A 20,820-nucleotide genomic window follows, 5' to 3' on the forward strand; every position below is an offset into this window, starting at 1 on the left:
CTTCGGCCACCCCGTCGACCCCGACGTATACAACAAATACGCCAACGCACCCGGATCAACCGACCCCCCGAACGACTCGGCCGACTCCGCCTCGACCTCCACCGCATCCCGGTCCAACCACAACGTCCGTGCCGGATCGGCCTCATCCATGGCGACGTTCCGTTGTGTCACCACGAAGCCGGCGCGGGAATTGGTGAGCAGCCACGACATCCTGGCCGGCGGCAACCCCGGATCCAACGGCAGGTACGCCGCACCACACCGCCACACCCCCAGCAACGTCGCCACCAGGTCGGGCGTCCGGTCCAGACACACCCCCACCACCGAACCCGGCGCCACCCCCGACCGCCGCAGATAACGGGCGATCCGATTCGCCCGCTCGTCCAACCCCCGATACGTCAGGGAACCCACCGCCAGCGCATCCGGAGCAGCCGCGACCCGCGTCCCGAACAACGACAACACCGTCCCCGAGTACGGACGACGCGGACCCTGACCCCGCGCCAGAACCGACCGCAACCCGACCGCGTCATCCATCGGCAGCTCCGACACCCGCCGATCCACATCCTCCGTACACGCCCGCAACAACACCTCGAACCGACGCAACATCGCGGCGACGGTCTCCTCGGTGAACAGTCCCGTGTCGTAACGCGCCGTCATCGCCAACCCGGTCGGCGTGACCCAGGCGTCCACCACCAGGTCGAACAGGGTCTGCACGACGCCGACGGTGAACGGGCCGCCGGACACGTTGGGCAGGATGGAGACCTTCGACTGGCCCTGGGTGTGCAGGACGAACATGGTCTCGAACAACGGCGTACGACTCACGTCACGGGTCACGTCCAGTTCGCTGACCAACCGCTCGAACAGGACCTCCTGGTGGGCGTACGCCTCCAGGGCGGTGCTCCGAGTTCGCCGGAGCAGCTCGCGTACGGTGGGGTCACCGGAGAGGTCACCCCGCAGGACCAGGGTGTGCACGAAGTACCCGACGAGCGGTTCCAGCTCGGCGCGGGAACGCCCGGCGCTGGCCGTACCGACACAGACGTCGTCCTGACCGGCGTGCCGCCCCAGCAGGACCTGGTAGCCGGCGAGCAACACCATGAACAACGTGCACCGCTGGACCCGGGCCAGCCGTTGCAGGCTGTTCGTGAGTTCACCGTCGAGGTTGTGCCGTACCCGGGCCGTACGCGGGGTCTTGAACAGGGGCCGGGGCAGGTCGGTCGGCAGGTTGAGGGTGGGTACGTCGGCGAGCCGTTCCCGCCAGTACGCGAGATCCTGCTCCACCTTCCCCGCCGGCTGGTCCGCCTGCTCACGTACGTAGTCCGCCCAACCGACCGCCAGCGCCGGCAGGTCCGGTACGCCACCGTCGACCAGGGCGCCGTAGGCCGTACCGAGTTCGTCGAGCAGGATCGACTGCGAGCTGCCGTCGAAGATCACGTGGTGGACGACCACGACGAGCACCCGGTCCTCGGGGGCCAGGGTCAGCAGGGTCGCCCGGATCAGCGGTCCACGGGCCAGGTCGAACCGGGTGTCGAAGAGTTGTAGGCCGATCTCGCGGGCCCGCTCCTCGCGCAGCGACTCCGGCTCCCCGGTCAGGTCCAGCCGTTCGAGGTCGAACGGGTACGGGTCGGCGATCACCTGGACCGGCACACCGGCACGGTCGAGGAACGTCGCCCGCAGCGCCTGGTGCCGGGCGGTGACCACGGTGAACGCCCGGGCGAGCAGGTCGGAGTCGACCGGTCCGCGCAGGCGCCGGGCGAAGGCGATGTTGTTCGGCTGTCCCGGATCGAACCGGTCGAGGAACCAGAGTCGTTCCTGGGCCGGCGACAGCGGCACCTCGGTCATGGTCACACCACACTCCCCATCGACACACACGTCGGTTCGGTTGACAACTGGCCGCTGTCACGGCCGGTGGTTACCGCCACGGCCACGGCACGTTCCCGAACGCCGCGTCGACCAGCAGCCGTTCCAGGTCGCGCAGGAAGCGCTCGATCGCGTCCGGGGGCAGGTGCGCGGTGTCCGCGGTGAGGGCCAGACCCACCGCGCCGGGACGGTCGACGACCTCGATCCGGGTACGCCAGGTGAAGGTGTCGAGTCCGTGGGTCCGGTCGAACGACGAGTGGGCCATTGCCGCCCGTACCTCGGCTTCGCCGGTGGCCCGGCCGAACAGGTCGACGTCGGTGGAGAGCCGGATGTCGTTCAGGTAGAGGTGCGGACTCACCCCCACCGCGTACGGGTATCCGGCGGCCCGGAACGCCTCCCGCATCCGGGTCGGGTCGTAGTACGCGTGCCGGTAGGCGTCGAGCGCGGCCCGCCACACCCGGGGCAGGAGGTCCGTGAAGTCGGGCCGGTCGGCGAGGTCCACCACGACCAGCCCGAGCTGGTTGAGCTTCGCGATCGCGTCCCGGTAGCCGTCCATGGCCCGGTTGTTGGCCATCGTGTGGATGCCGACGACTTCGTTGCCGGACCAGGCGGCGCAGACGACCGCGGTGGCCGCCAGCAGGACGGTGGAGCTGGTGACCCGGTGCCGGTCGGCGACCAGCCGGATCGCGGTGTCCGCGGCCGGGGAGGTCAGCACCGCCCGTACCCATCGGGGTGTGAGCGGTGGTCCGAGACGGGGCAGGGTGTCCACGGGCAGGCGACCGAAGCTCTCCACCCAGTGCGCGACCGCGCGTTCGGCCCGGCGGCGCTGGTCGACGTCCTGCTCCCGGCGGGCGATGTCGGCCGACTGCAGCCCGGCCGGGGTGGCGATGGCCCCGCGCAGCAGCAGTAGCCGCAGGTCCCGCAGCGCGATCTCGGCCGCCTGGAAGTCGACCGTGGTGTGGCTGAAGACCACCGCCACCTGCCGGACCTGCCCGTTGACCAGGACCAGCGCCACCCGTTGCGGCCACTCCAGCGCGTGGTCGAACTGGTGGTCGGCCAACCGCTCGGCCACCGTACGGGCGAGCGCGGCCCCGTCGTGGTCCCCCGCGTCCGGTCCGGTTCCCTGCTGCGATCCGGCGTCGGCGTGCACCAGCAGCACGGGCAGCTCGCCCCGGTCCGCCACGACCTGGCACCGCTCCCCGTCGACCAGCCGCAGCCGGGTACGCAGCGAGCCGTGCCGGCCGATCCACGCGCCGACCGACCGCAGCACGTCGACCGGGTCGGCCGGTGCTCGACGGGGCACCGACAGGGTGCGCCGCAGGCTGATCATCACGTATCCCGGACCGTGCCGCTCGATGGCGATCCAGAGCGCCCGCTGCCCCCAGGTCAGTGGTGCGGGCGTCTCCTCGGCACCGACGAAGCCGGTACGCGTCCACTCGGTCCTCGCCCCCGCGACCGAGGGGGCGGGCGGGACCGGTGTGGCCCTGGTGACGGGTCGGGCCGGGGTCACCGGGGGAGGCTGAACCGCGTCCGGGCGTACCGCCATGGCGCCTCTCCGCTCCATTGTCGACAGTGCTCGCGGCGGCCGCCACCAATCGGGACAGCTCGATCCGACAAGTATCCGTTGATTGGGGCGGCCTTCGAACATCCCTCAAGAAAGCGTTTTCCTGTGACCGATTGGCCGATCCCGCGAGCCGGACGACGGGACCGGGCGAGTAGCGGGCCGGCCCCCGTGTCACCCCGAAACTGTCCGACGGGTCTGGCATCCTCGGGGGATGAACCTGCCCCACCCACGGTCGTCGGGGCCGTGGACGAACGTCGCGCTGCCGGGCCCGTGGCCGACCGCCGGGCGTGGGCGATCATGACAACACGTCAGGAGATCGGCCTGCTCCGGTTGGCGGCACAGCATCTCGCCGGCCCGGGGCTGACGAGCGCGACCGAGGCGGTCGCCTGGCTGACCGCCGCCCAGGCGCAGGACTTCCCCGGCGCGGTCACCTCGGTTGTCCTGCGTACGGCGGGTGGCACCCGGCAGATGGTCGAGGCCGCGCTCGATCGCGGCGAGATCGTCCGGTCCTGGCCGATGCGCGGCACCCTGCACCTGGTGGCGGCCGACGACCTGCCCTGGATCCTGGGGCTCACCACACCCCGGATGGTGGCCCGCGCGGTCGGGCGGCAGGCCCAGCTCGGGCTCGACCCGGCCACCCTGGTCCGGGCCCGGGACCTCGCGGTGGACGCGCTGGCCGGCGGCCGGCGGCTGCGTCGTGACGACCTGCTCGGGATCTGGAACGCCGCTGGGCTGGTGACAACCGGCCAACGCGGCTACCACCTGATCTGGTACCTGGCGCAGACCGGTGTCCTCTGCTTCGGCCCCATGCACGACCGCGAGCAACTGATCGTGCTGGTGGACGAGTGGATAACCCGACCGCGCCGACTCGTTCGCGAGGAGGCGCTCGGCGAGCTGGCCCTGCGTTACTTCCGCAGCCACGGCCCGGCCACGGTCAAGGACTTCACCAGGTGGACGAACCTGGTCGCCGCCGACGTACGGGTCGGGCTCGCGCTGGCCCGACCCGCCCTCGTCCGGATCGAGGTCGACGGCGTCGAATACCTGATGGATCCGCGCACCCCGGAGCGGCTCGACACCGACCGGAAGCTGGCCCGAGGGGTCTTCCTCCTGCCCGGCTTCGACGAGTTCATCCTCGGCTACCTGGACCGTGGGGCGGTGCTGCCGGCGGAGTTCGCCGGGCACATCGTGCCGGGCAACAACGGGATGTTCCGACCGACCGTGGTCAGCGACGGTCAGGTGCTCGGCACCTGGGCGCACACCGGCCGGGGCGCGAACCGGACGATCACCGCGACACCGTTTCGCGAATTTCCGCTTCCGGTTGCCGAGGCCATCCCCCGGGTGCACGCCACCCTGCCCTGACGGGCACGGCGCGACCCCCGGGACTCACGCTCCCGTTGGCCCCACCGGAACGGGGCAGTTGATGCGGCATCCCGAGGACGCAGGGTCCCCTTTGCCTCCACGAGGCCGGCGGCGTGAGCGCCGGAACGGAGGTAGGGCGCAGGACGGCGCCGATCTCGCCCTACCCATCGTCGGCTGGTGACGCACGCACCGAACGGGAGTCGGCGCCAGAATTTCCGGCGTTCAGCAGCCGCAGGCGTCGCCGAGCACGGGTGCGGTCAGGTCGTCGACCGGGCGGCGTACCGGACCGGTCGCGGTCTGCACCGCGAAGCCCTCCCGGACCCAGTACTCGTAGCCGCCGAGCATCTCCTTGACCGGGTAGCCGAGCCGGGCGAACTCCAGCGCCGCCCGGGTCGCGCCGTTGCACCCCGGCCCCCAGCAGTAGGTGACCACAGCCGTGCCGGCCGGGATCACGTCCGCCGCCCGGCGCGCGATCTCGGCCCGGGGCAGGTGGACGGCACCGGGCAGGTGCCCCTGCCGCCACGCCGTCTCGTCGCGCGAGTCGACCACCACCAGCCGGGACACGTCGGCCTCCAGGTCGGCGTGGACGTCACTGACATCGGTCTCGAACGCCAGCCGGGCGGCAAAGTGGGCGACCGCGTCGGCCGGCGGTCCGGGCGGGGTACGAAGCACGTTCGAGGTCTCGGGACTCGGGTCCGTCCCGTGGTGCGGATCCGTCGCGGGAAGTGGACTCGTCCGGGGAAGCAGGTTCGTCATGGGACCGATCGTGGCTGCCCCGGAAAGCCCGGACCAGTGGTGTGCCGGCCACTCCCCGCCAAGATCCCGCCAGTTCGTGGCGTCCGCGCCTCCCGCGCCGGGGTGGTGTCGCCGGACGGTGGGTACCGGTGCAGGTACGTGGCGACGCCGTACATGAAGCTGACGGTGCCCAGCATCTCCAGGAGTTCTTCCACAGCGGTGCTGTACGCGTACGCCATCGAGTCGTAACCGGGCCCGTTGTCCCAGAGCAGGCTGCCGACCACCTCCATGCCGATCGCGCCGCCCACGTAGAGCGCGCCGCCGCCGAGGACGAGCAGCCGTACCGGCCCGGGCAGGTGCCCGAGGAACCGCAGGTAGGTCAGGGCGAAGAGGACGACCAGCGGCGCCGCCACCAGGATCCAGGACAGGTAGAGCACCCCGGTGAGGTCGAACGCGTCCCGCAGGACGTTGGCCGCCTCGTGGATCTGGGTGGCCTCGTCGAGCGCCAGGAAGACGAAGACCAGCGCCAGCAGCTTCCAGTGCCGGGCGAACCGGTCCCCCACCCGGCCGGCGGTGATCCCGATCTCGGCCAGCACCAGCGCGCTGAGCAGCAACAACGACGACGAGAACCAGGTCGGCAGGTTGTGCTCCTGGTCGACGTCGAGGAAGGCGTACACCCAGTCGAAGTGGGCGAACGTCGGCTCCGGCCCTCGGTGCAGGACGTTGACGGTGAGACTCAGCGCGTGCAGCACCGCCACGATCACCAGTAACAGCCGCAGCGTACGGCCGGTGGGCACGATGAGCCTCATCATCGGTCCACCCGGACGACGGGTGCCGAGGTCGATGGATCGGACATCGCGGGAATGTATCCAGCGAACATGAGAAACCTCGGCCGGATACCCGGCAGCCATCCGACCGTTGTAGTGCCGTTACCGACTGTTAACCGGATCGAGGCTGTCCACCCGCAACCAACCGTCCACCGACGAGCGGCCAGGCACGGACAAGGGTGGCCGACCGAGGTCAGCCACCCTTGTCTTCCGCGTACGCAGGTGCGTTACAGGATCAGGATCGTCCCGCCGGACACGTTGATCTCCCCGGTCCGCGCACCGTTCCAGTCGGAGGAGAGCAGCAGCCGCTCACCGTCGGTGAGGGTGATGCCCAATCCGTCCTTCGAGCTGAGCAGCCCACGATCGGTCGCGGTCAACCGGAGGGTGAGTCCGGTGCCGACGGCGACCGCCCGCCGGGGATCGGTGACGTCGAACAGGCTGGCCCGGCTCCGCCACTCCAGTACGTCCGCACCGGCACCGGTACGCGCGCCGAACGACCTGATGTCGGTGCTCCGTACCTCGTAGCGCCGGCCGCCGGACTGGAACGTCACCGTGGCCAGCCCGGTGGCTCCCCCACCTGTTCGGGCCTGGGCCACGAGCAGCGTGAAGTCCGCCCGCGAGCCCCGGTCGAGCGCGTACGCCCCGGCCGACCGGGTCGGGGTGAGCGTGCCCGCCCCGATCACCGCCCGGTTCTCCGCCCGGGTGATCTCGACCCGGGCCGTGGCCGTACCCGTGTAGTTGCCGCCGACCGTAGCCGCGACCTGGTGGTTTCCGACCGGCAGGGTGGCCTCGCAACTCGCCGAGGCCACGGTGGTGTTCGCCGGGTCGACCAGCCCGAGCACTCCGGTGCAGAGCGTCCGGCCGCCGGCCGCGAACGTCACCGTCGCCGTACGGACGTCACCCGGTCGGGAGTCGGCCGGGGCGCCCGCCACCGCACCGTCCCGGACGGTCGCCCGCAGCGACACGGTGCTTCCGCCACCATTGCGCCCGTACGCCAGCGTGTCGCCGGTGTACGTCACCTCGGCGTTCTCCCGGACCACCCGGATGGTGAACGTGGTGGTGCCGACTCCGCCGGTCTCGTCCGTCACGGTGACGGTGACCGGATAGTCGCCCGGTGCGCCGGTGGTGCTCCCGGCCACGGTCCACTGCCAGGTACCCGGACGGGTTCCCGGCTCGGACGGCGTACCGGGCGCCAGGGACAGCCCGGCGGGCAGGCCGGTCGCCGTCGCCGTCAGCGCGCCGCCGTCGCTGTCCGGGTCGGTGGCCCGGACGTGCACCTCCGGCGACAGGCCGTCGCTGTACTGCACGGTCGCGCCGCCGGCCGGTGCGTCGTTGGAGACCGCCGGCCCGGCCGTGATGGTGAACCTGTCGTCGTTCAGGTCGAAGAAAACGTTGCCGACCGCCTCGACCCTGATCCGCGCGGTCGTGGTGGCGACGTTCGGCACGGCCACCGTCGCGGAGCCGTCGTTGGCCGTCCGCTCCGCCAGCACGTACGGGAAGGTCGCCCCGTCATCGGTGGAGAGCGAGATCTTCACCTCGGTCACGCCGATCGGCGCCACGTCGGTGCCGGCCACGTCCCAGGTGACGGCCTGCGCCGAGCCCCCGACGACGGTGCCCGCGACGCCCTGCGAGGTGACCAGGAACGGCCCGGTGGTCGGTGCGACGACCAGCGCGGTGTCCGCGCTGCCGATGCCGCCTGCGCCCGGGTGCCCGTCCCGGGCGGTAAGCCGGAAGTGCATGGTCCGGTTGTTGTCGAAACCGACCCAATCGCCGGTCGGCAGGAACTCCGAGTAGCAGTCGATCGTGGCGGCCGGCACGTTGGTCGCCCCACCGGTCGGCGGTGCGGGCGGTGCCGCCGGGCAGGTGCCGGTCTTGGCGTTGGTGTTGTTCGCCGCGATCTGCGCCAGGTCGGGGAAGTCGCGGGTGGGGTTCGTGTCCACCGCGTTCAGGCCCGGCGAGTAGTACTCCAGGGTGTCGGTGGGGCTGACCACGGCCGCGGTGCCGAACTGCCGGAACAGCGGGCCGTTGGTCTTGGTGTTGTTGACCAGCGCGGTGCCGGCGGTGCTGCCACCGCTGAGGCCGCCCCGGTCGTTCTGCTCCCACATGTACGTGACGGTGTCGCCGTCCGCGTCGGTCGCGCCACCGGTCAGGGTGAACGGCGTACGGGCGGGAATGGTGTACGAGGTCGGCACGGTGACCACCGGTGCCCGGTTGGTGGTCTGCTCGACCAGCCACCCGCCGTTGTCCACCGCACCGCCCTTGACCGTCTCCCCGACCGAGCCGGACGCGCCGGTGGCCGCGGTGATGGTGAGCGACTCGACGTTGACTGCGGCGAGCGGGCCGGCGTTGAAGGTGACCTGGAAACCGGTGTCGTCCAGGGTGCCGGTGCCGCCGAACGCCGCGACGGTCACCGTCGCACCTGCCGGCCAGTCCGGGATCGCCTCGATCGCGGCCTTGATCCCGGCGGTGGTGTAGTTGGCACCCCGTACGATCGGCGCCGACTCCCGGCCCGCGTAGCTGATGGTGAACGAGTCGCCGTCGGTGTCGAAGCCGCGCAGCGCGGCGGTCTGCACCTCGTTGATCGCCGGACGGGCCGAGCCGACGAACGTGGTGATCTCGGTGTAGCTGCGCTGCGACCAGTACGGGTCACTGTGCGGCTGGAGGTTGTCCTGCTGGCAGATGCCGGCGTACGCCATGATCGACGAACCGCTGCCCGGCTCGTACGAGTTCGCGGGACTGCGGTTGCCACCCGAGCAGTTGTACTGGGTGCCGTTGAAGGTGTGGTTGCCGGCGAACTGGTGACCGATCTCGTGCGCCACGTAGTCCACCGCGTAGAAGTCACCGACCGGGGTCGGCAGGCCCGTGCAGCCGCGCGCCTTGGTCGCGCCGCCGACCACACCGAGGCCGGCCACGCCGCCGCCGTTGACGCCGAGACCGATGTGGCCGACGTCGTAGTTGCCGGCGCCGACGAGCTGGCCGAGGACGATCTGGTTGCGGCTCAGCGTTCCGCTGCCGCAGGTGGCGACCTGGGCCGGGGTGAAACAGGCGGCCGCGCCGCAGGGACCGTTGGGCTCCGTGGCCAGCGCGGCGGTGTTGAGGTTGGTCTTGTCGGTGTCGTTGACCAGGACGAGCCGGATCGCGGTCTCGTCCTCGTAGACCTGGGTGACCCGGTTGACCAGCGTCACCTTTGCCGCGGTGACGTTCTCCGCGCCGAAGAAGGTGGCGTACGACGGGTCGGTGACCAGGGCCAGCCGGTAGGTGCGCAGGGTGACCGCCGGCCCCGCCACGGCGGGCTCGGCCTGCTCGGTCACCGCGACCGCCGGCTCCTCGTCCTCCAGTTCGGCGGGCAGCTCGTCCGGGTTGACGAGGTCGTGGCCGTAGTAGCTGGCGTAGACGCTCTGGTCGAGGTGGTAGTACGGGTCGACGAACCAGACGCCCCGCTCGGAGCGGACCGAGGCGTGGAAGCCCAGCGGGGTGAGGTCCGCGCGTACGGTCGCGGTGGTGTCGTCCAGGCCGCGACCGGCGTACGTCCGGATCTCGGGGTGTTGTGCCGCGAGCCCGGCCTCCATCACCGGGGAGTCGACCAGTTCGAAGCGCTGGAGGGTTCCCTCCGGGGTGGGCAGCGAGACGACCAGCGGCTGCACCCTGGCCGTGCGGGCGGCGCGTTCCCGGGGCGCCCGGTCCAGGTCGGATTCGAGCAGTGCCCGATCCAGGCTGAAGCCGGCGAGGCGCTTCGCCTGGATGTCGATCGGCTTGCTGGAACGGGCGGCGGCGAGGTTGCCGCCGATCTTCGTCCACGGCGTCCCGGGCTGTGCCGGGGCGGCGGCAGCGGGGGTGGTGGTGACCAGTACCGGCAGCAGCGCGGCGGCCAGGGCGGCCACCACCAGTGCGGTCAGCCGTGGCCGGGGCGCGGCCCGGTCACGGATCGGCGGCAACGAGGGGATCGTCAACTCTGTCTCCTTGGGACTCGGGCGCCGGCCCGATGGAGATCGGCGCCGTCTTCACACCCAGGTCCGCCCCGGTGATCACCCGAGCGGATGATCAGACGATAGGCGTCGGAACCGGGCCATGGATAGATCCAACTACGTCACGGCCCCGTGTCGCTGTCCCGCGGTCATCCCTTGTGGACCATCTAGCTCGTCCGCACCCTACCCGGCGACGCTTCTGATACCCATGGGGGGTATGACGAACGCCACTCTCCGATCGGGACGAAGAGCGTCGATGCCCACGTTGTGCCGGCTGTAAGCAAGCATCGCCGAACATCGATTGACTTGGGAGCCGGAGATGACCGAGAAGAAGGTAATCGCAGTGGTGGGCGCGACCGGCGCACAGGGCGGCGCGGCGGCTCGCGCGATCCTCGCCGACGGTGAGTTCGCGGTCCGCGCGATCACCCGGAACCCGGATTCGGAACAGGCCCGCGTACTGGCCGACCTCGGCGCGGAGGTGGTCGAGGCCGACCTCTACGACCGGGCCAGCCTGGAAAAGGCGTTCGACGGGGCGTACGGTGCCTTCGCCGTCACCTTCTTCTGGGCGCACATGTCGGCCGAGCGGGAACTGACCGAGGCGAGGAACCTGGCCGAGGCGGCGAAGTTCGCCGACCTGCGGCACGTGGTCTGGTCCACCCTCGAGGACACCCGTGAGTCGATCCCGCTGACCGACGACCGGATGCCGACCCTCGACGGTCGTTTCAAGGTGCCGCACTTCGACGCCAAGGCGGAGGCAGACAGCTTCTTCGCCACCGCCGGAGTGCCGACCACCTACCTGCGTACCACGTTCTACTGGGACAACCTGCTGGCCGGGGTCGGTCCGCAACGCGACGAGAGCGGGCAACTCGTCCTCGGACTGCCGATGCTGGACAGCCGGATCGCCGGGATCACCGCCGAGGACATCGGCAAGTCCGTACTCGGGATCCTCAAGAGGGGCACCGACCTGGTGGACCGTACGGTGGGCATCGCAGGTGAGTTCCTGACCGGGGCCGAGATCGCCGCGACGTACAGCAGGGTCCTCGGCGAGGAGGTCGTCTACCGGCCGCTCACGCACGACGCGTACCGCGCCCTCGGCTTCCCCGCCGCCGTCGAGTACGGCAACATGTTCCAGTACTACGCCGAGTTCCCGGAGGCCTTCCTCGGGCGGCGCGACCTCGGGTTCACCCGTACGGTCAACCCGTCGGTGCAGACGCTGGAACAGTTCCTGACCGCCCACCGCAACGAGCTGACCGCCGGGTAACCAATCGAAGCGCGACACCGGTGAGTTTCTTACGCATCTTCGGCCTCTGGAGTCGACACGGCCGGATCGGCAACCCGATCCGGCCGTGTCGCGCTCGTACTCGGGTGCCCACTCGCGCTCCCCACGAGCGGGCGGAGGTCGTCAGGGACGGCGCGTGGCCAGGATGGCGACGATTTCGCGGCGTACCTGCGCGGTGTCGTAGACCAGGCGTCGGTGGCTGAACCAGACGACCATGATGCCGACCGTGGCGAACAGGGCGTCGCGTCGCAGGTCGATCTCCCGTTGACGGGGATCGCCATGGGATGCCGCCCCGTCGAGTTCGAAGGCGACCCGCTCCCGTTCGGCGTACACGTCGAGGTACATCGTCCGGCTCGCGACCTGGATACGGACCTGGCGTTGGAACCGCGGCATTCCCGGACCGGTGAAGACATGGTCGTGTCCCCAGATCTCCAACGCGCTCCGGCACCCCGCAGCCAGCCGATCGAGCAACACCCGCAGTTCGGCCCTACCGGTCAGTTTCGGGACCGTCGTCAATGCCGACCGGACCCGCTCCGGGGTGGTCAGTCTGTCGCTGACCGCTCGCACAACGGACTCGGGCCGCTCCACCGGCGGCAACAGTGGCCATGCCTCCACGAGTGATCGCTCGATCCGGATCACCGGTACGCTCCGGCGTGTCAGCACCTGCGGTGGCGCCATCACAAAACCCGTTCGGCGGTACACCACCAACCCTGATCGGCCGCGCATCCCGACGCCTTCCGGCACGGTCAGGTGGACCGGCTCACGGCCTGGCTGTCGACGCACTCCCCAAAGATCCAGAGCGGTGGCGTGACTCAGCGCGCCTCGCCCGCCCACGTAACGCAGCACTGCTCGTCGTCGCAGGTCTGGATCGAGCCGGTAGAGCAGATCCGCTTTGTCGCTGACACCCTCGTCAGAATCACGGCCGACCAGGTTCGCATCGATGTAGACCCTGGGAAGTACCCGCTGTAGGCGACCGGACTTCACCGCCCACTCCAGCACCTGACGCGACACCACCCGGCGGGCCGCCGTCCACGTCACCAACCCATCGCCGCGGTTGACCAGCGACTGAAGATCGCGATTCACGCTACAACCGTGGCGACGCGCCGGCCATGGGTCAACTCGCCGGACGTCAAGCTGTGGATAACCAACCACCTGTGGAAACAGCGCGTCGAGTCCACTAATGTGCTACGAGTTTCACGATCGTCGGCTGCTCACCCCTGTAAAACTCCGCTGGCAGCAGGGTTGTGCAGCCGACGATCGCGGCGCTTCGACGAAGTCGAAGGGAGCCGGGGTGGTGCGCGGGGTTTAGGTGGGGTTGCGGGCGGTGGCGTAGGCGGCGCAGCCGATCAGTTCCAGGGAGACCTGGAGGCGTTCGGCGCTGACGTTCTTGGCGATGGTGTCCTCGGGGCTGTGGTAAGGCGGTTCGAGCAGTGCCGGGGACTCCTCTCCACGCCAGGAGAAGTTGGCGCTGGCGATGCCGACCTCCTGGAACGACTGGTGGTCACTGGAGCCGCGCAGGGTCACCGGGGAGATGCGCGGCTCGTAGCCGAGTCGGGTGGCGACGGCCGCGACCTCGGTGGTTGCCCGGTTCGCCAGTCCGTCGAAGGAAAGCAGCCAGTAGCGGGTCGCCGGATCCCAGCTCGTCGCCACCATGTCGTTCTGGTAGACCGCCACGATCCGGTCGCGTTCGGCCTGGGGCAACTGGGCCACGTAGTACCGCGAGCCAATCAGTCCCTGCTCCTCCGAGCCCCACAGTCCGAAGCGGATGGTCGCGTCGGTCGGTAGGGAGCGCAGCACCCGGGCCAGTTCGAGGCAGAGTACGGTGCCCGAGCCGTCGTCGTTGGCGCCCGGCGCACCGATCACGGTGTCGTAGTGGGCGCTCACCATCACCACCGGGCTGGTGCTCGCGTGCCGTCGCGGTGCCCGCTCGGCGAGCACGTTGTGGGAGGTGAGGCCACGGTGTGCGGTGGTGGCGACGGTGAGCGTGAACGGGCGGGCGGCGAGGCGTTCCCGGAGCCGGTGCTTCTGTGCCTGAGCCACACCGACGACCGGGATCGGCACCGGCGTGGTGGCCGAGCCGGGCAGGGTCGGTGCGAAGGCCGAGGCCCGTCGCGGCTCCACCAGGTCGGCCGGGAGGAACACCACGGCCGCCGCCCCCCGCGCCACGGCGGTCGCGACGAGCGTCTCGCGCTGTGCCGCCACGTAGTCGACGAGTACCACCTTGCCGGTGACGTCCTCGGGGTAGTTGGCCGGTGCGCCGGCCGCCACGTCGACCACCCGACCGCTGACCCGGGTGTTCAGGGCGGCGTGCGGTGACGCGCCGACCTGCCAGTTCAGGTCGTCGGGCAGCCCCGGGCGGGAGCTGAGCTGGGCCAGGAACTTGTCCGCGACCGGGAACGGCTGGAGCGTGGTCCGGTAGCCGAGGTCGTCCAGCACGTCTTCCAGGTAGTTCGCGGCGGCGCGTTCCGATGGGGTGCCGCCGATGCGCGGGCCGATCCGCTCGGAGAGGACCCGCAGGTGGTCGATGGCCCGCCGAGCCGAGACCCGTCCCGCAACGAGGCGGTCGCCCGGGTTGAGCGTGGGCGGGCGGTGCGCTCCCGGCCGATGGTCGGTCACGGCCCAGGCGGGTGACGCTATGGCGAGACCGGCGGCGCCCCCGAGGCCGATGGCCAGGGCGCGGCGTCGGGACAAGGCCGAGCCCGACGGGGAGTTGTCGGGCGAGGGGGACGGGTCGGCGCTGATGTCCACAGAAGACCTCCGGTGCGGCCGGGGCGGCCCGGCGACGTAGGTACGGACGACGACAGCGATCACATCGACGGTAGTGATCACTTCGATGAATGTAGCGTCCGAACACACACCGATTCAAGATCGTGACGCAGCGGATCGGCCCACGGTTCGGGCACGATCGATGGAACCGCGGGTTCGACGGATTCGCACAGGCGGTTACCGGGTGTCACCGCCGCACCCGGGAGGTGGCCGGGGTCGACTGACCGCTCAGGAAACGGCCGGGTTGTTGGACCGACCGCTCAAGAGGCGGTGGGGTGGTCCGACCGACCGCTCAGGATGCGGCTGGGTGGTCCGACCGACCGCTCAGGATGCGCGGTTGCGCAGGGCGGCGGCGATGCCGGTGGCCGGGCGCAGTGCGTCCAGGGCGCGCCGGGACGTACCCGGTCCGGTGGGGTCGCGCCGGGCGGCGAGGTAGGCCGCGACGCAGGTGGTGACCACGATCCCGGCCAGCGGAAGATGCTTGCGCAGCGTACTCATGTCGACTCCTTCGCGGCCCGGTCGCGGGCGGCGAGCCGTTCGCGCTGCGGTCCCACGGTGTACTTCGGGTCCCGGGCCGAGGCGAGGCCGGCGTGGAAGATACCGAACCGGGTGCAGAGGGAGCCGGCGAGCAGCGCCACTCCGGCCGCGACGCCGGCCTTCCGGTTGCGTCCGGCGAGCGCCAGGGTCAGGGCGGCGGTGGCGCTGAGGACCTTGCCGGCTCGGATCAGCGCCCCTCCGAGGTCCTGTTGCAGTGGTTCGGCGAGCGGGCCGAGCCGTTGCTCCAGCCGGCGGGTCATGGTCAGCTCGGCGACGGCGCCGAGCATCGCCGCCCGGCGGGCCGGTGCGGACTCGGCGCCGGATCCGACCAGCAGGCCGAGTCCGCCGGCCGACGCGGCGGCCGAGCCGACGAAGAGCAGCGGCATCTCCCGGTGGCCCTCGTGCCAGGCCGGCACCGCCGTGTTCGAGATCAGGGCCCCGGTGTACGCGGCGACCGCCGGCCCGAGCAGGGCCGCGCCGATGGTGGCCAGCCGACCGGGTACGGGCAGCCGACCGGTGACCGCGCTGGCGGCGGCGGTGATCGCCATCGGTGCGTAGCCGGCGAGCAGCCACGACCCGATGCTCATCGGCGAGGTCACCTTGACCACCCGGAGCATGTTGATGAACCGTTCCGGGCGGCCGAGGTCGTGGACCAGGGTGTAGAGCGATCCGGCGATGGCGGTGGCGGCGCCGGCCTTCAGCCCTCGGGCGAGTGCCGGCCGGCCGGTGAGTTCGGCTGCCGCGGCGAGGGTGGAGGAGGCGCCGGCCAGCCCGCCGAGGAACAGGTAACCGGCGATGTCGGGCGCCTCCCAGGTCGGTGCGTTGAGCACCGGTCGCCCGTAGTACGAGCGGAAGTCCGCCTTCGGCACCATCAGCCGCTCGCCGCGCTGGCGCCGTCCGGGGCGTCCGGCCGACCCGACCACCGCGTCCCGCTCGGCGGGCAGGTCCGGCGCGCGGTCGAGTCGTACGTCGGTCATCGTCGCGGCTCCCGCCGGAACGTCGGGACGGTTCATCGTCGTGCTCCCACCCGGAGGCTTGTACGGTTCATCGTCGTGCTCCCGTCGGGGCGCTGGCGCCGGAGAGGGTGACCGCGATCAGGCCGACCAGGAGGCCCGCTGCCGCCAGTCCGACCCGCCGCCACATGGCGGGCAGGTCGCGGGTGGTCACCACCGGATCCGGCGGCAGGCCGTAGACCTCGGGTTCGTCGAGCAGCAGGAAGAACGCGCCCGCACCGCCGACGCCGTCGTTCGGGTCGGCGCCGTAGAGCCGGGCACTGGTCACCCCGTCCGCCTGTAGGGCGAGCACCCGTGCGGCGGCGCGCTCCCGCAGCTCGTCGAGCTCACCGAACTGGATCGAGTCGGTCGGGCAGCTCTTGGCGCACGCCGGCTCCTGGCCGACCGAGAGCCGGTCGTAACACATGGTGCACTTCGCCACCCGGCCGTCCGTCGGCCGTTTGTCGATCACGCCGTACGGGCAGGCGGGCACGCAGTAGCCGCAGCCGTTGCAGATGTCCTCCTGCACCACGACCGTGCCGAACTCGGTACGGAAAAGCGAGCCGGTGGGGCAGACGTCCAGGCAGGCGGCGTGGGTGCAGTGCTTGCACACGTCCGAGGACATCAGCCAGCGGAAGTCCATCTCCCGTACGGTGCCGACCACCCCGTCCGGTGGGGCCGACGCCGGCAGTCCGAGCGAGACCGGGGTGCGTCCGGCCGCCACCTGCTTCAGCTCGCCGGGCAGCTCGGTCGGGGCCAGGTACGTCTCCTGCCGGCCCAGCTGGCGGGGCTGTTCGATGAACGCGACGTGCCGCCAGGTGTCGGCGCCGAGCCCGATGCTGTTGTCGTACGACATGCCGGTGAAGTTCAGGCCGTCCTCGGCGAGGGTGTTCCACTCCTTGCAGGCCACCTCGCAGGCCTTGCAGCCGATGCAGACGCTGGTGTCGGTGAAGAAGCCGACCCGTTCCGGGTGTGCACCGTAGCCGCCGACGGTCGCCGGGTCGGCCGTGCCGGTGGCCGCCTCACGCAGGTCGAAGCTCATCGCCCTACACCCCCGTTCCGGTACGCCCGGTGACGCCGGCCCGCCGCTGGTAGTCCCGGACCATCGCGGGACGGGCCGGTCCCCGTGGACGCCGGCCCGGTCGGATGTCCGCGCTGAACGCCTTGACCTCCTGGATGTGCGAGTTCGGGTCCAACGAGATCGCGGAGAGTTCGTTCGCCGCGTCACCCCGACTCAGACCGTTCGGTCCCCAGTGGAACGGCAGTCCGATCTGGTGGATCACCCGCCCGTCGACCCGCAGCGGCGCCATCCGCGCGGTCACCAGGACCCGCGCCTCGATCACGTTGCGGGCGGTGACGATGGTGGCCCACCCAGTGTGTTCCAGCCCCCGCTCGGTCGCCAGCTCGGGTGACACCTCGCAGAAGAACTCCGGCTGCAACTCCGCCAGGTACGGCACGTTGCGGCTCATCGCCCCGGCGGTGAAGTGTTCGGTCAGCCGGTACGTGGTCACCACGTACGGGAAGATCTCGGCACCGGGTTCGGATCCGCTCGGGTGGTACCGGTTCTCCGCGTGCGGTCGCAGCAGCCGGGCGGGATTGCGCTGCTGACCGTAGAGCGGGTTCTGCACCGGTGAGTCCTGCGGCTCGTAGTGGGCGGGCAGCGGCCCGTCGAGGACGCCGCTGGGCACGTACAGCCAGCCGAGACCGTCGGCCTGCATGATGAACGCGTCCGTGCCGCGCAGGGCCGCCACCCCGCTGGCGCCTTCGGGCGGCTGGTAGTCCGGGCGCTTGGTCGGTTCGAAGTCCGGTACGTCGTACCCGGTCCACCGGCCGGCTTCCTCGTCCCACCAGACCATCCGCTTGCGTTCGCTCCAGGGCTGCCCGTCGGGGCGTGCGGAGGCCCGGTTGTAGAGCATGCGTCGGTTCGCCGGCCAGGACCAGGTCCACTCGGCGCCCACCCAGTTCTGTTCCTCGCCGGGCCGGCGCCGGGCGGCCTGGTTGATCCCGTCGGCGTACACGCCGCAGTAGATCCAGCAGCCGCTGGTGGTGGAGCCGTCGTCGCGCATCTCGGTGTACCCCGACAGCGGCCTGCCCTCGGCGTTCCAGCCGTTGATCTCGGCGAGGACCGCCTCGGCCATCGGCTCGTCGGTCCGCCCCTCGGTCGGGTAGTCCCAGGTCAGGTCGAGGATCGGTTGGTCCATCGGGTCGGTCGACCCGGCCAGCTTGGCCCGGATGAGGCGGCCGAGGTGGTACATGAACCAGAGTTCGCTGCGCTGGTCCCCGGCCGGTTCGACCGCCTGGTGGTGCCACTGCAACATCCGGTTGGTGTTGGTGAAGCTGCCGGACTTCTCGGTGTGGGTGGCGGCCGGCATGAAGAAGACCTCGGTGCCGATCTGCTCGGTGGACAGCTCACCGGACTCGATCTCGGGTCCGTCCTTCCACCAGGTGGCGCTCTCGATCAGGCTGAAGTCCCGGACCACGAGCCAGTCCAGGTTGGCCATGCCGAGTCGCTGCATCCGGGCGTTCGCGGAGCCCACCGCCGGGTTCTCGCCGAGCAGGAAGTACCCCTTGCAGTTGCCCTCGATCTGTTCGAGGGTGGTGTCGTAGGCCGAGTGGCTGCCGTTGATCCGGGGCAGGTAGTCGAACCGGAAGTCGTTCTCCGGCTGTGCCGACGGACCCCAGTACGCCTTGAGCAGGCTGACCGTGTAGGCCCGCATGTTCGCCCAGAAGCCCTTGCGGGCGGCGTCGGCGTCGATGAAGTCGTCGAGGCTCGCGTGCCGGTGGGCGTGCGGCATCGGGAGGTAGCCGGGCAGCAGGTTGAACAGGGTGGGGATGTCGGTCGAGCCCTGGATGCTGGCGTGGCCGCGCAGTGCCTGGATGCCGCCGCCGGGGCGGCCGATATTGCCGAGCAGCAGTTGCAGGATGCTCGCGGTACGGATGAACTGCGACCCGTCGGTGTGCTGGGTCCACCCCACCGCGTAGACGAACGCGCTGGTCCGCTCCGGACCCGAGGCCTCGACCAGGTGCCCGCAGACCCGGGCGAACACGTCCTGCGGAATGCCGCAGATCCGCTCGACCATCTCCGGGGTGTAGCGGGAGAAGTGCCGTTTGAGGATCTGGTAGACGCAGAGCGGGTCGCTCAGGGTGGGGTCCTGCCGGGGGTCGCCGTCGAGCGCGGCGGTGCCGGAGCCGTGCTTCTCCCCCTGCCCGGTGCCGTGCGAGTGGTGCCGGGTCGCCAGCCGCCGCTCGTACGCCTCGTCGCGGTCGCCGGAGGCGGTGGCCTCCTGGGTGCCCTCGTACTGCCAGGTCTCGCTGGCGTACTGGTGCACCTCGGGGTCGAAGCCGGAGAACAGCCCGTCGAGGTCCTCGGTGTCACGGAACTTGTCGTTGATGATGGTCGACGCGTTCGTGTACGCCAGCACGTACTCCCGGAAGTCCTTCTCCTGCGTGAGCACGTAGTTGACGATCCCGCCGAGGAAGGCGACATCCGTGCCGGCCCGCAGCGGCACGTGCAGGTCGGCCAGCGCGCTGGTACGGGTGAACCTCGGGTCGACGTGGATCACCGTGGCGCCGCGCGCCTTGGCCTCCATCACCCACTGGAAGCCGACCGGGTGCGCCTCGGCGAAGTTCGACCCCTCGATCACTATGCAGTCCGCGTGCTGCAGGTCCTGCATGAAGGTCGTCGCCCCGCCCCGGCCGAACGAGGTGCCGAGCCCGATCACGGTGGAGCTGTGGCAGACCCGGGCCTGGTTCTCGACCTGCACCACGCCGAGCCCGGTGAACAGCTTCTTGATCAGGTAGTTCTCCTCGTTGTCCAGGGTCGCGCCGCCGAGGCTGGCGATGCCCATGGTGCGGGCCAACCGCTGCCCGTCGATCTCCCACTGCCAGTTCTCCCGCCGGGTCCGGATCACTCGGTCGGCGATCATGTCCATGGCGGTGTCCAGGTCCAGTTCCTGCCAGTCACGCCCGTACGGTGGCCGGTAGAGGACCTTGTCCAGGCGGCCGGAGCCGGTGGTGAGTTGCAGGGTGGCGGCGCCCTTGGGGCAGAGTCGGCCCCGGCTGACCGGGGAGTCCGGGTCGCCCTCGATCTGCACCACCCGCTCGTCGCGGACGTACACGTTCTGCGCGCACCCCACCGCGCAGTACGGGCAGATCGACTTCACCACGCGGTCGGCGTTGGCGGTCCGGGCCTGGAGGGTCGCGCTCTGTCCGGACTTGGCCGCCTCGGCGCGGCCGAAGCCGTCCGGGCCGGTCAACTGGCGCCAGACCGGCCACTTTCCGATCGAGATGGGTTGTCGCACGGGTTCCGGCCCTCCTTCACGCGTACGGTCGCGGCCCGGCCCGGAGGCGGCGCCGCCCAACTGGCCCTCCCGGAGGGACCCCCGAACCGGCCCGTCAACGGTCAGCGGGAGCCGCTGTCCGGGCCCCGGTCCCGCATCGCGCGGGTCCGGATCCACTCGTGCACCCGTTCGGAGTAGCTCGGGTTCATCTCCCTCGGGTTCACCAGACGTTGCGAGTGCGACGGCAGCATGCCGGGCCGTTGCCGCTGCCGCCCGGTCACGGTGTCTCCCCCGTCGGCCGGGATGCCGGTCGCGACGAGGTACGCCTGACCGGCCGGGATGCCGAGCAGCCGGCCGATCTCGGAGTAGCCGTGGCCGAGGTCAACCAATTCCAGTACCTGTTGCTTGCTGACCATGCGAACCTCCACTTGCCGACAAGTTTCGCATTTCGCCCCACCGGCGGTCCGGAAACGCGAAAAGCCGCCCACCCGGTGGGCGGAACGACTCAGCCCGGTCGGGTGGCCATCACACGCCGGAGCGCGGGCGGCGGGACGCCGGGGGCGACGCCGGGCCGCCGATCGGTGGTGCGCGGCATCGTCTGGCGTCCATCGATGACGTACGGCAACCTGTACTGGGCGTTCACCACCACCGCGACCACCACC

14 protein-coding genes are annotated in these 20,820 nt (G+C 70.8%); 2 read left to right on the forward strand and 12 right to left on the reverse strand.

What is annotated here, in order from left to right:
* A partial coding sequence (locus ACWEFB_RS21890; RefSeq protein ID WP_452288279.1) for a condensation domain-containing protein occupies nt 1–1,836 on the reverse strand: 1,836 nt, incomplete at its 3' end.
* 70 nt (nt 1,837–1,906) lie between these two features.
* Entirely contained in the window at nt 1,907–3,400 is a 1,494-nt protein-coding gene (locus ACWEFB_RS21895) for a condensation domain-containing protein (protein ID WP_452288039.1), read from the reverse strand.
* 315 nt (nt 3,401–3,715) lie between these two features.
* Between ACWEFB_RS21895 and ACWEFB_RS21900 the strand changes: the two genes are divergently transcribed.
* Complete coding sequence (locus tag ACWEFB_RS21900; RefSeq protein ID WP_452288041.1) at nt 3,716–4,777, forward strand: winged helix DNA-binding domain-containing protein; 1,062 nt, start codon at nt 3,716–3,718, stop codon at nt 4,775–4,777.
* 222 nt (nt 4,778–4,999) lie between these two features.
* Here the strand turns inward: ACWEFB_RS21900 and ACWEFB_RS21905 are convergent, their stop codons facing one another.
* The 3 genes from ACWEFB_RS21905 to ACWEFB_RS21915 form a co-directional block, all read right to left on the reverse strand.
* Nucleotides 5,000–5,533, reverse strand: coding sequence for a rhodanese-like domain-containing protein (locus ACWEFB_RS21905; protein ID WP_452288043.1), 534 nt, complete (start codon nt 5,531–5,533; stop codon nt 5,000–5,002).
* Complete coding sequence (locus tag ACWEFB_RS21910; protein WP_452288045.1) at nt 5,530–6,324, reverse strand: hypothetical protein; 795 nt, start codon at nt 6,322–6,324, stop codon at nt 5,530–5,532. Before ACWEFB_RS21910 ends, ACWEFB_RS21905 begins: the two co-directional genes overlap by 4 nt.
* Before the next feature lie 242 nt (nt 6,325–6,566).
* Nucleotides 6,567–10,289 (reverse strand): M12 family metallo-peptidase, encoded by a 3,723-nt coding sequence (locus tag ACWEFB_RS21915; RefSeq protein ID WP_452288047.1) that lies wholly within the window; start codon nt 10,287–10,289, stop codon nt 6,567–6,569.
* Between the two features lie 334 nt (nt 10,290–10,623).
* Here ACWEFB_RS21915 and ACWEFB_RS21920 point away from each other — a divergent pair, with 334 nt between their 5' ends.
* The gene (locus ACWEFB_RS21920; RefSeq protein ID WP_452288049.1) at nt 10,624–11,565 is read left to right on the forward strand and encodes an NmrA/HSCARG family protein; all 942 of its coding nucleotides are present in this window, start codon (nt 10,624–10,626) and stop codon (nt 11,563–11,565) included.
* 141 nt (nt 11,566–11,706) lie between these two features.
* Here the strand turns inward: ACWEFB_RS21920 and ACWEFB_RS21925 are convergent, their stop codons facing one another.
* The 7 genes from ACWEFB_RS21925 to ACWEFB_RS21955 all read right to left on the reverse strand — a co-directional run bounded on the left by ACWEFB_RS21925 (nt 11,707) and on the right by ACWEFB_RS21955 (nt 20,574).
* Nucleotides 11,707–12,666: a DUF559 domain-containing protein gene (locus tag ACWEFB_RS21925; RefSeq protein ID WP_452288051.1), complete on the reverse strand. Its 960-nt coding sequence runs from the start codon at nt 12,664–12,666 to the stop codon at nt 11,707–11,709.
* A gap of 222 nt (nt 12,667–12,888) precedes the next feature.
* On the reverse strand, nt 12,889–14,412 hold the full coding sequence (locus tag ACWEFB_RS21930) for a M28 family peptidase (RefSeq protein ID WP_452288053.1): 1,524 nt from the start codon (nt 14,410–14,412) through the stop codon (nt 12,889–12,891).
* A gap of 261 nt (nt 14,413–14,673) precedes the next feature.
* Complete coding sequence (locus tag ACWEFB_RS21935; RefSeq protein WP_452288055.1) at nt 14,674–14,847, reverse strand: hypothetical protein; 174 nt, start codon at nt 14,845–14,847, stop codon at nt 14,674–14,676.
* A complete protein-coding gene (gene nrfD, locus ACWEFB_RS21940) occupies nt 14,844–15,899 on the reverse strand; it encodes an NrfD/PsrC family molybdoenzyme membrane anchor subunit (protein WP_452288057.1) in 1,056 nt (351 codons plus the stop codon). The genes ACWEFB_RS21935 and nrfD overlap by 4 nt, the downstream gene beginning before the upstream one ends.
* Nucleotides 15,900–15,930: 31 nt before the next feature.
* A complete protein-coding gene (locus ACWEFB_RS21945; protein ID WP_452288059.1) occupies nt 15,931–16,920 on the reverse strand; it encodes a 4Fe-4S dicluster domain-containing protein in 990 nt (329 codons plus the stop codon).
* A 4-nt stretch (nt 16,921–16,924) separates the two neighbouring features.
* Entirely contained in the window at nt 16,925–20,167 is a 3,243-nt protein-coding gene (gene fdh, locus ACWEFB_RS21950; protein WP_452288281.1) for a formate dehydrogenase, read from the reverse strand.
* Nucleotides 20,168–20,280: 113 nt separating this feature from the next.
* The gene (locus ACWEFB_RS21955) at nt 20,281–20,574 is read right to left on the reverse strand and encodes a hypothetical protein (protein ID WP_452288061.1); all 294 of its coding nucleotides are present in this window, start codon (nt 20,572–20,574) and stop codon (nt 20,281–20,283) included.
* Nucleotides 20,575–20,820 lie beyond the last annotated feature (246 nt).

The organism is Micromonospora sp. NPDC004704 (genome assembly GCF_053601675.1).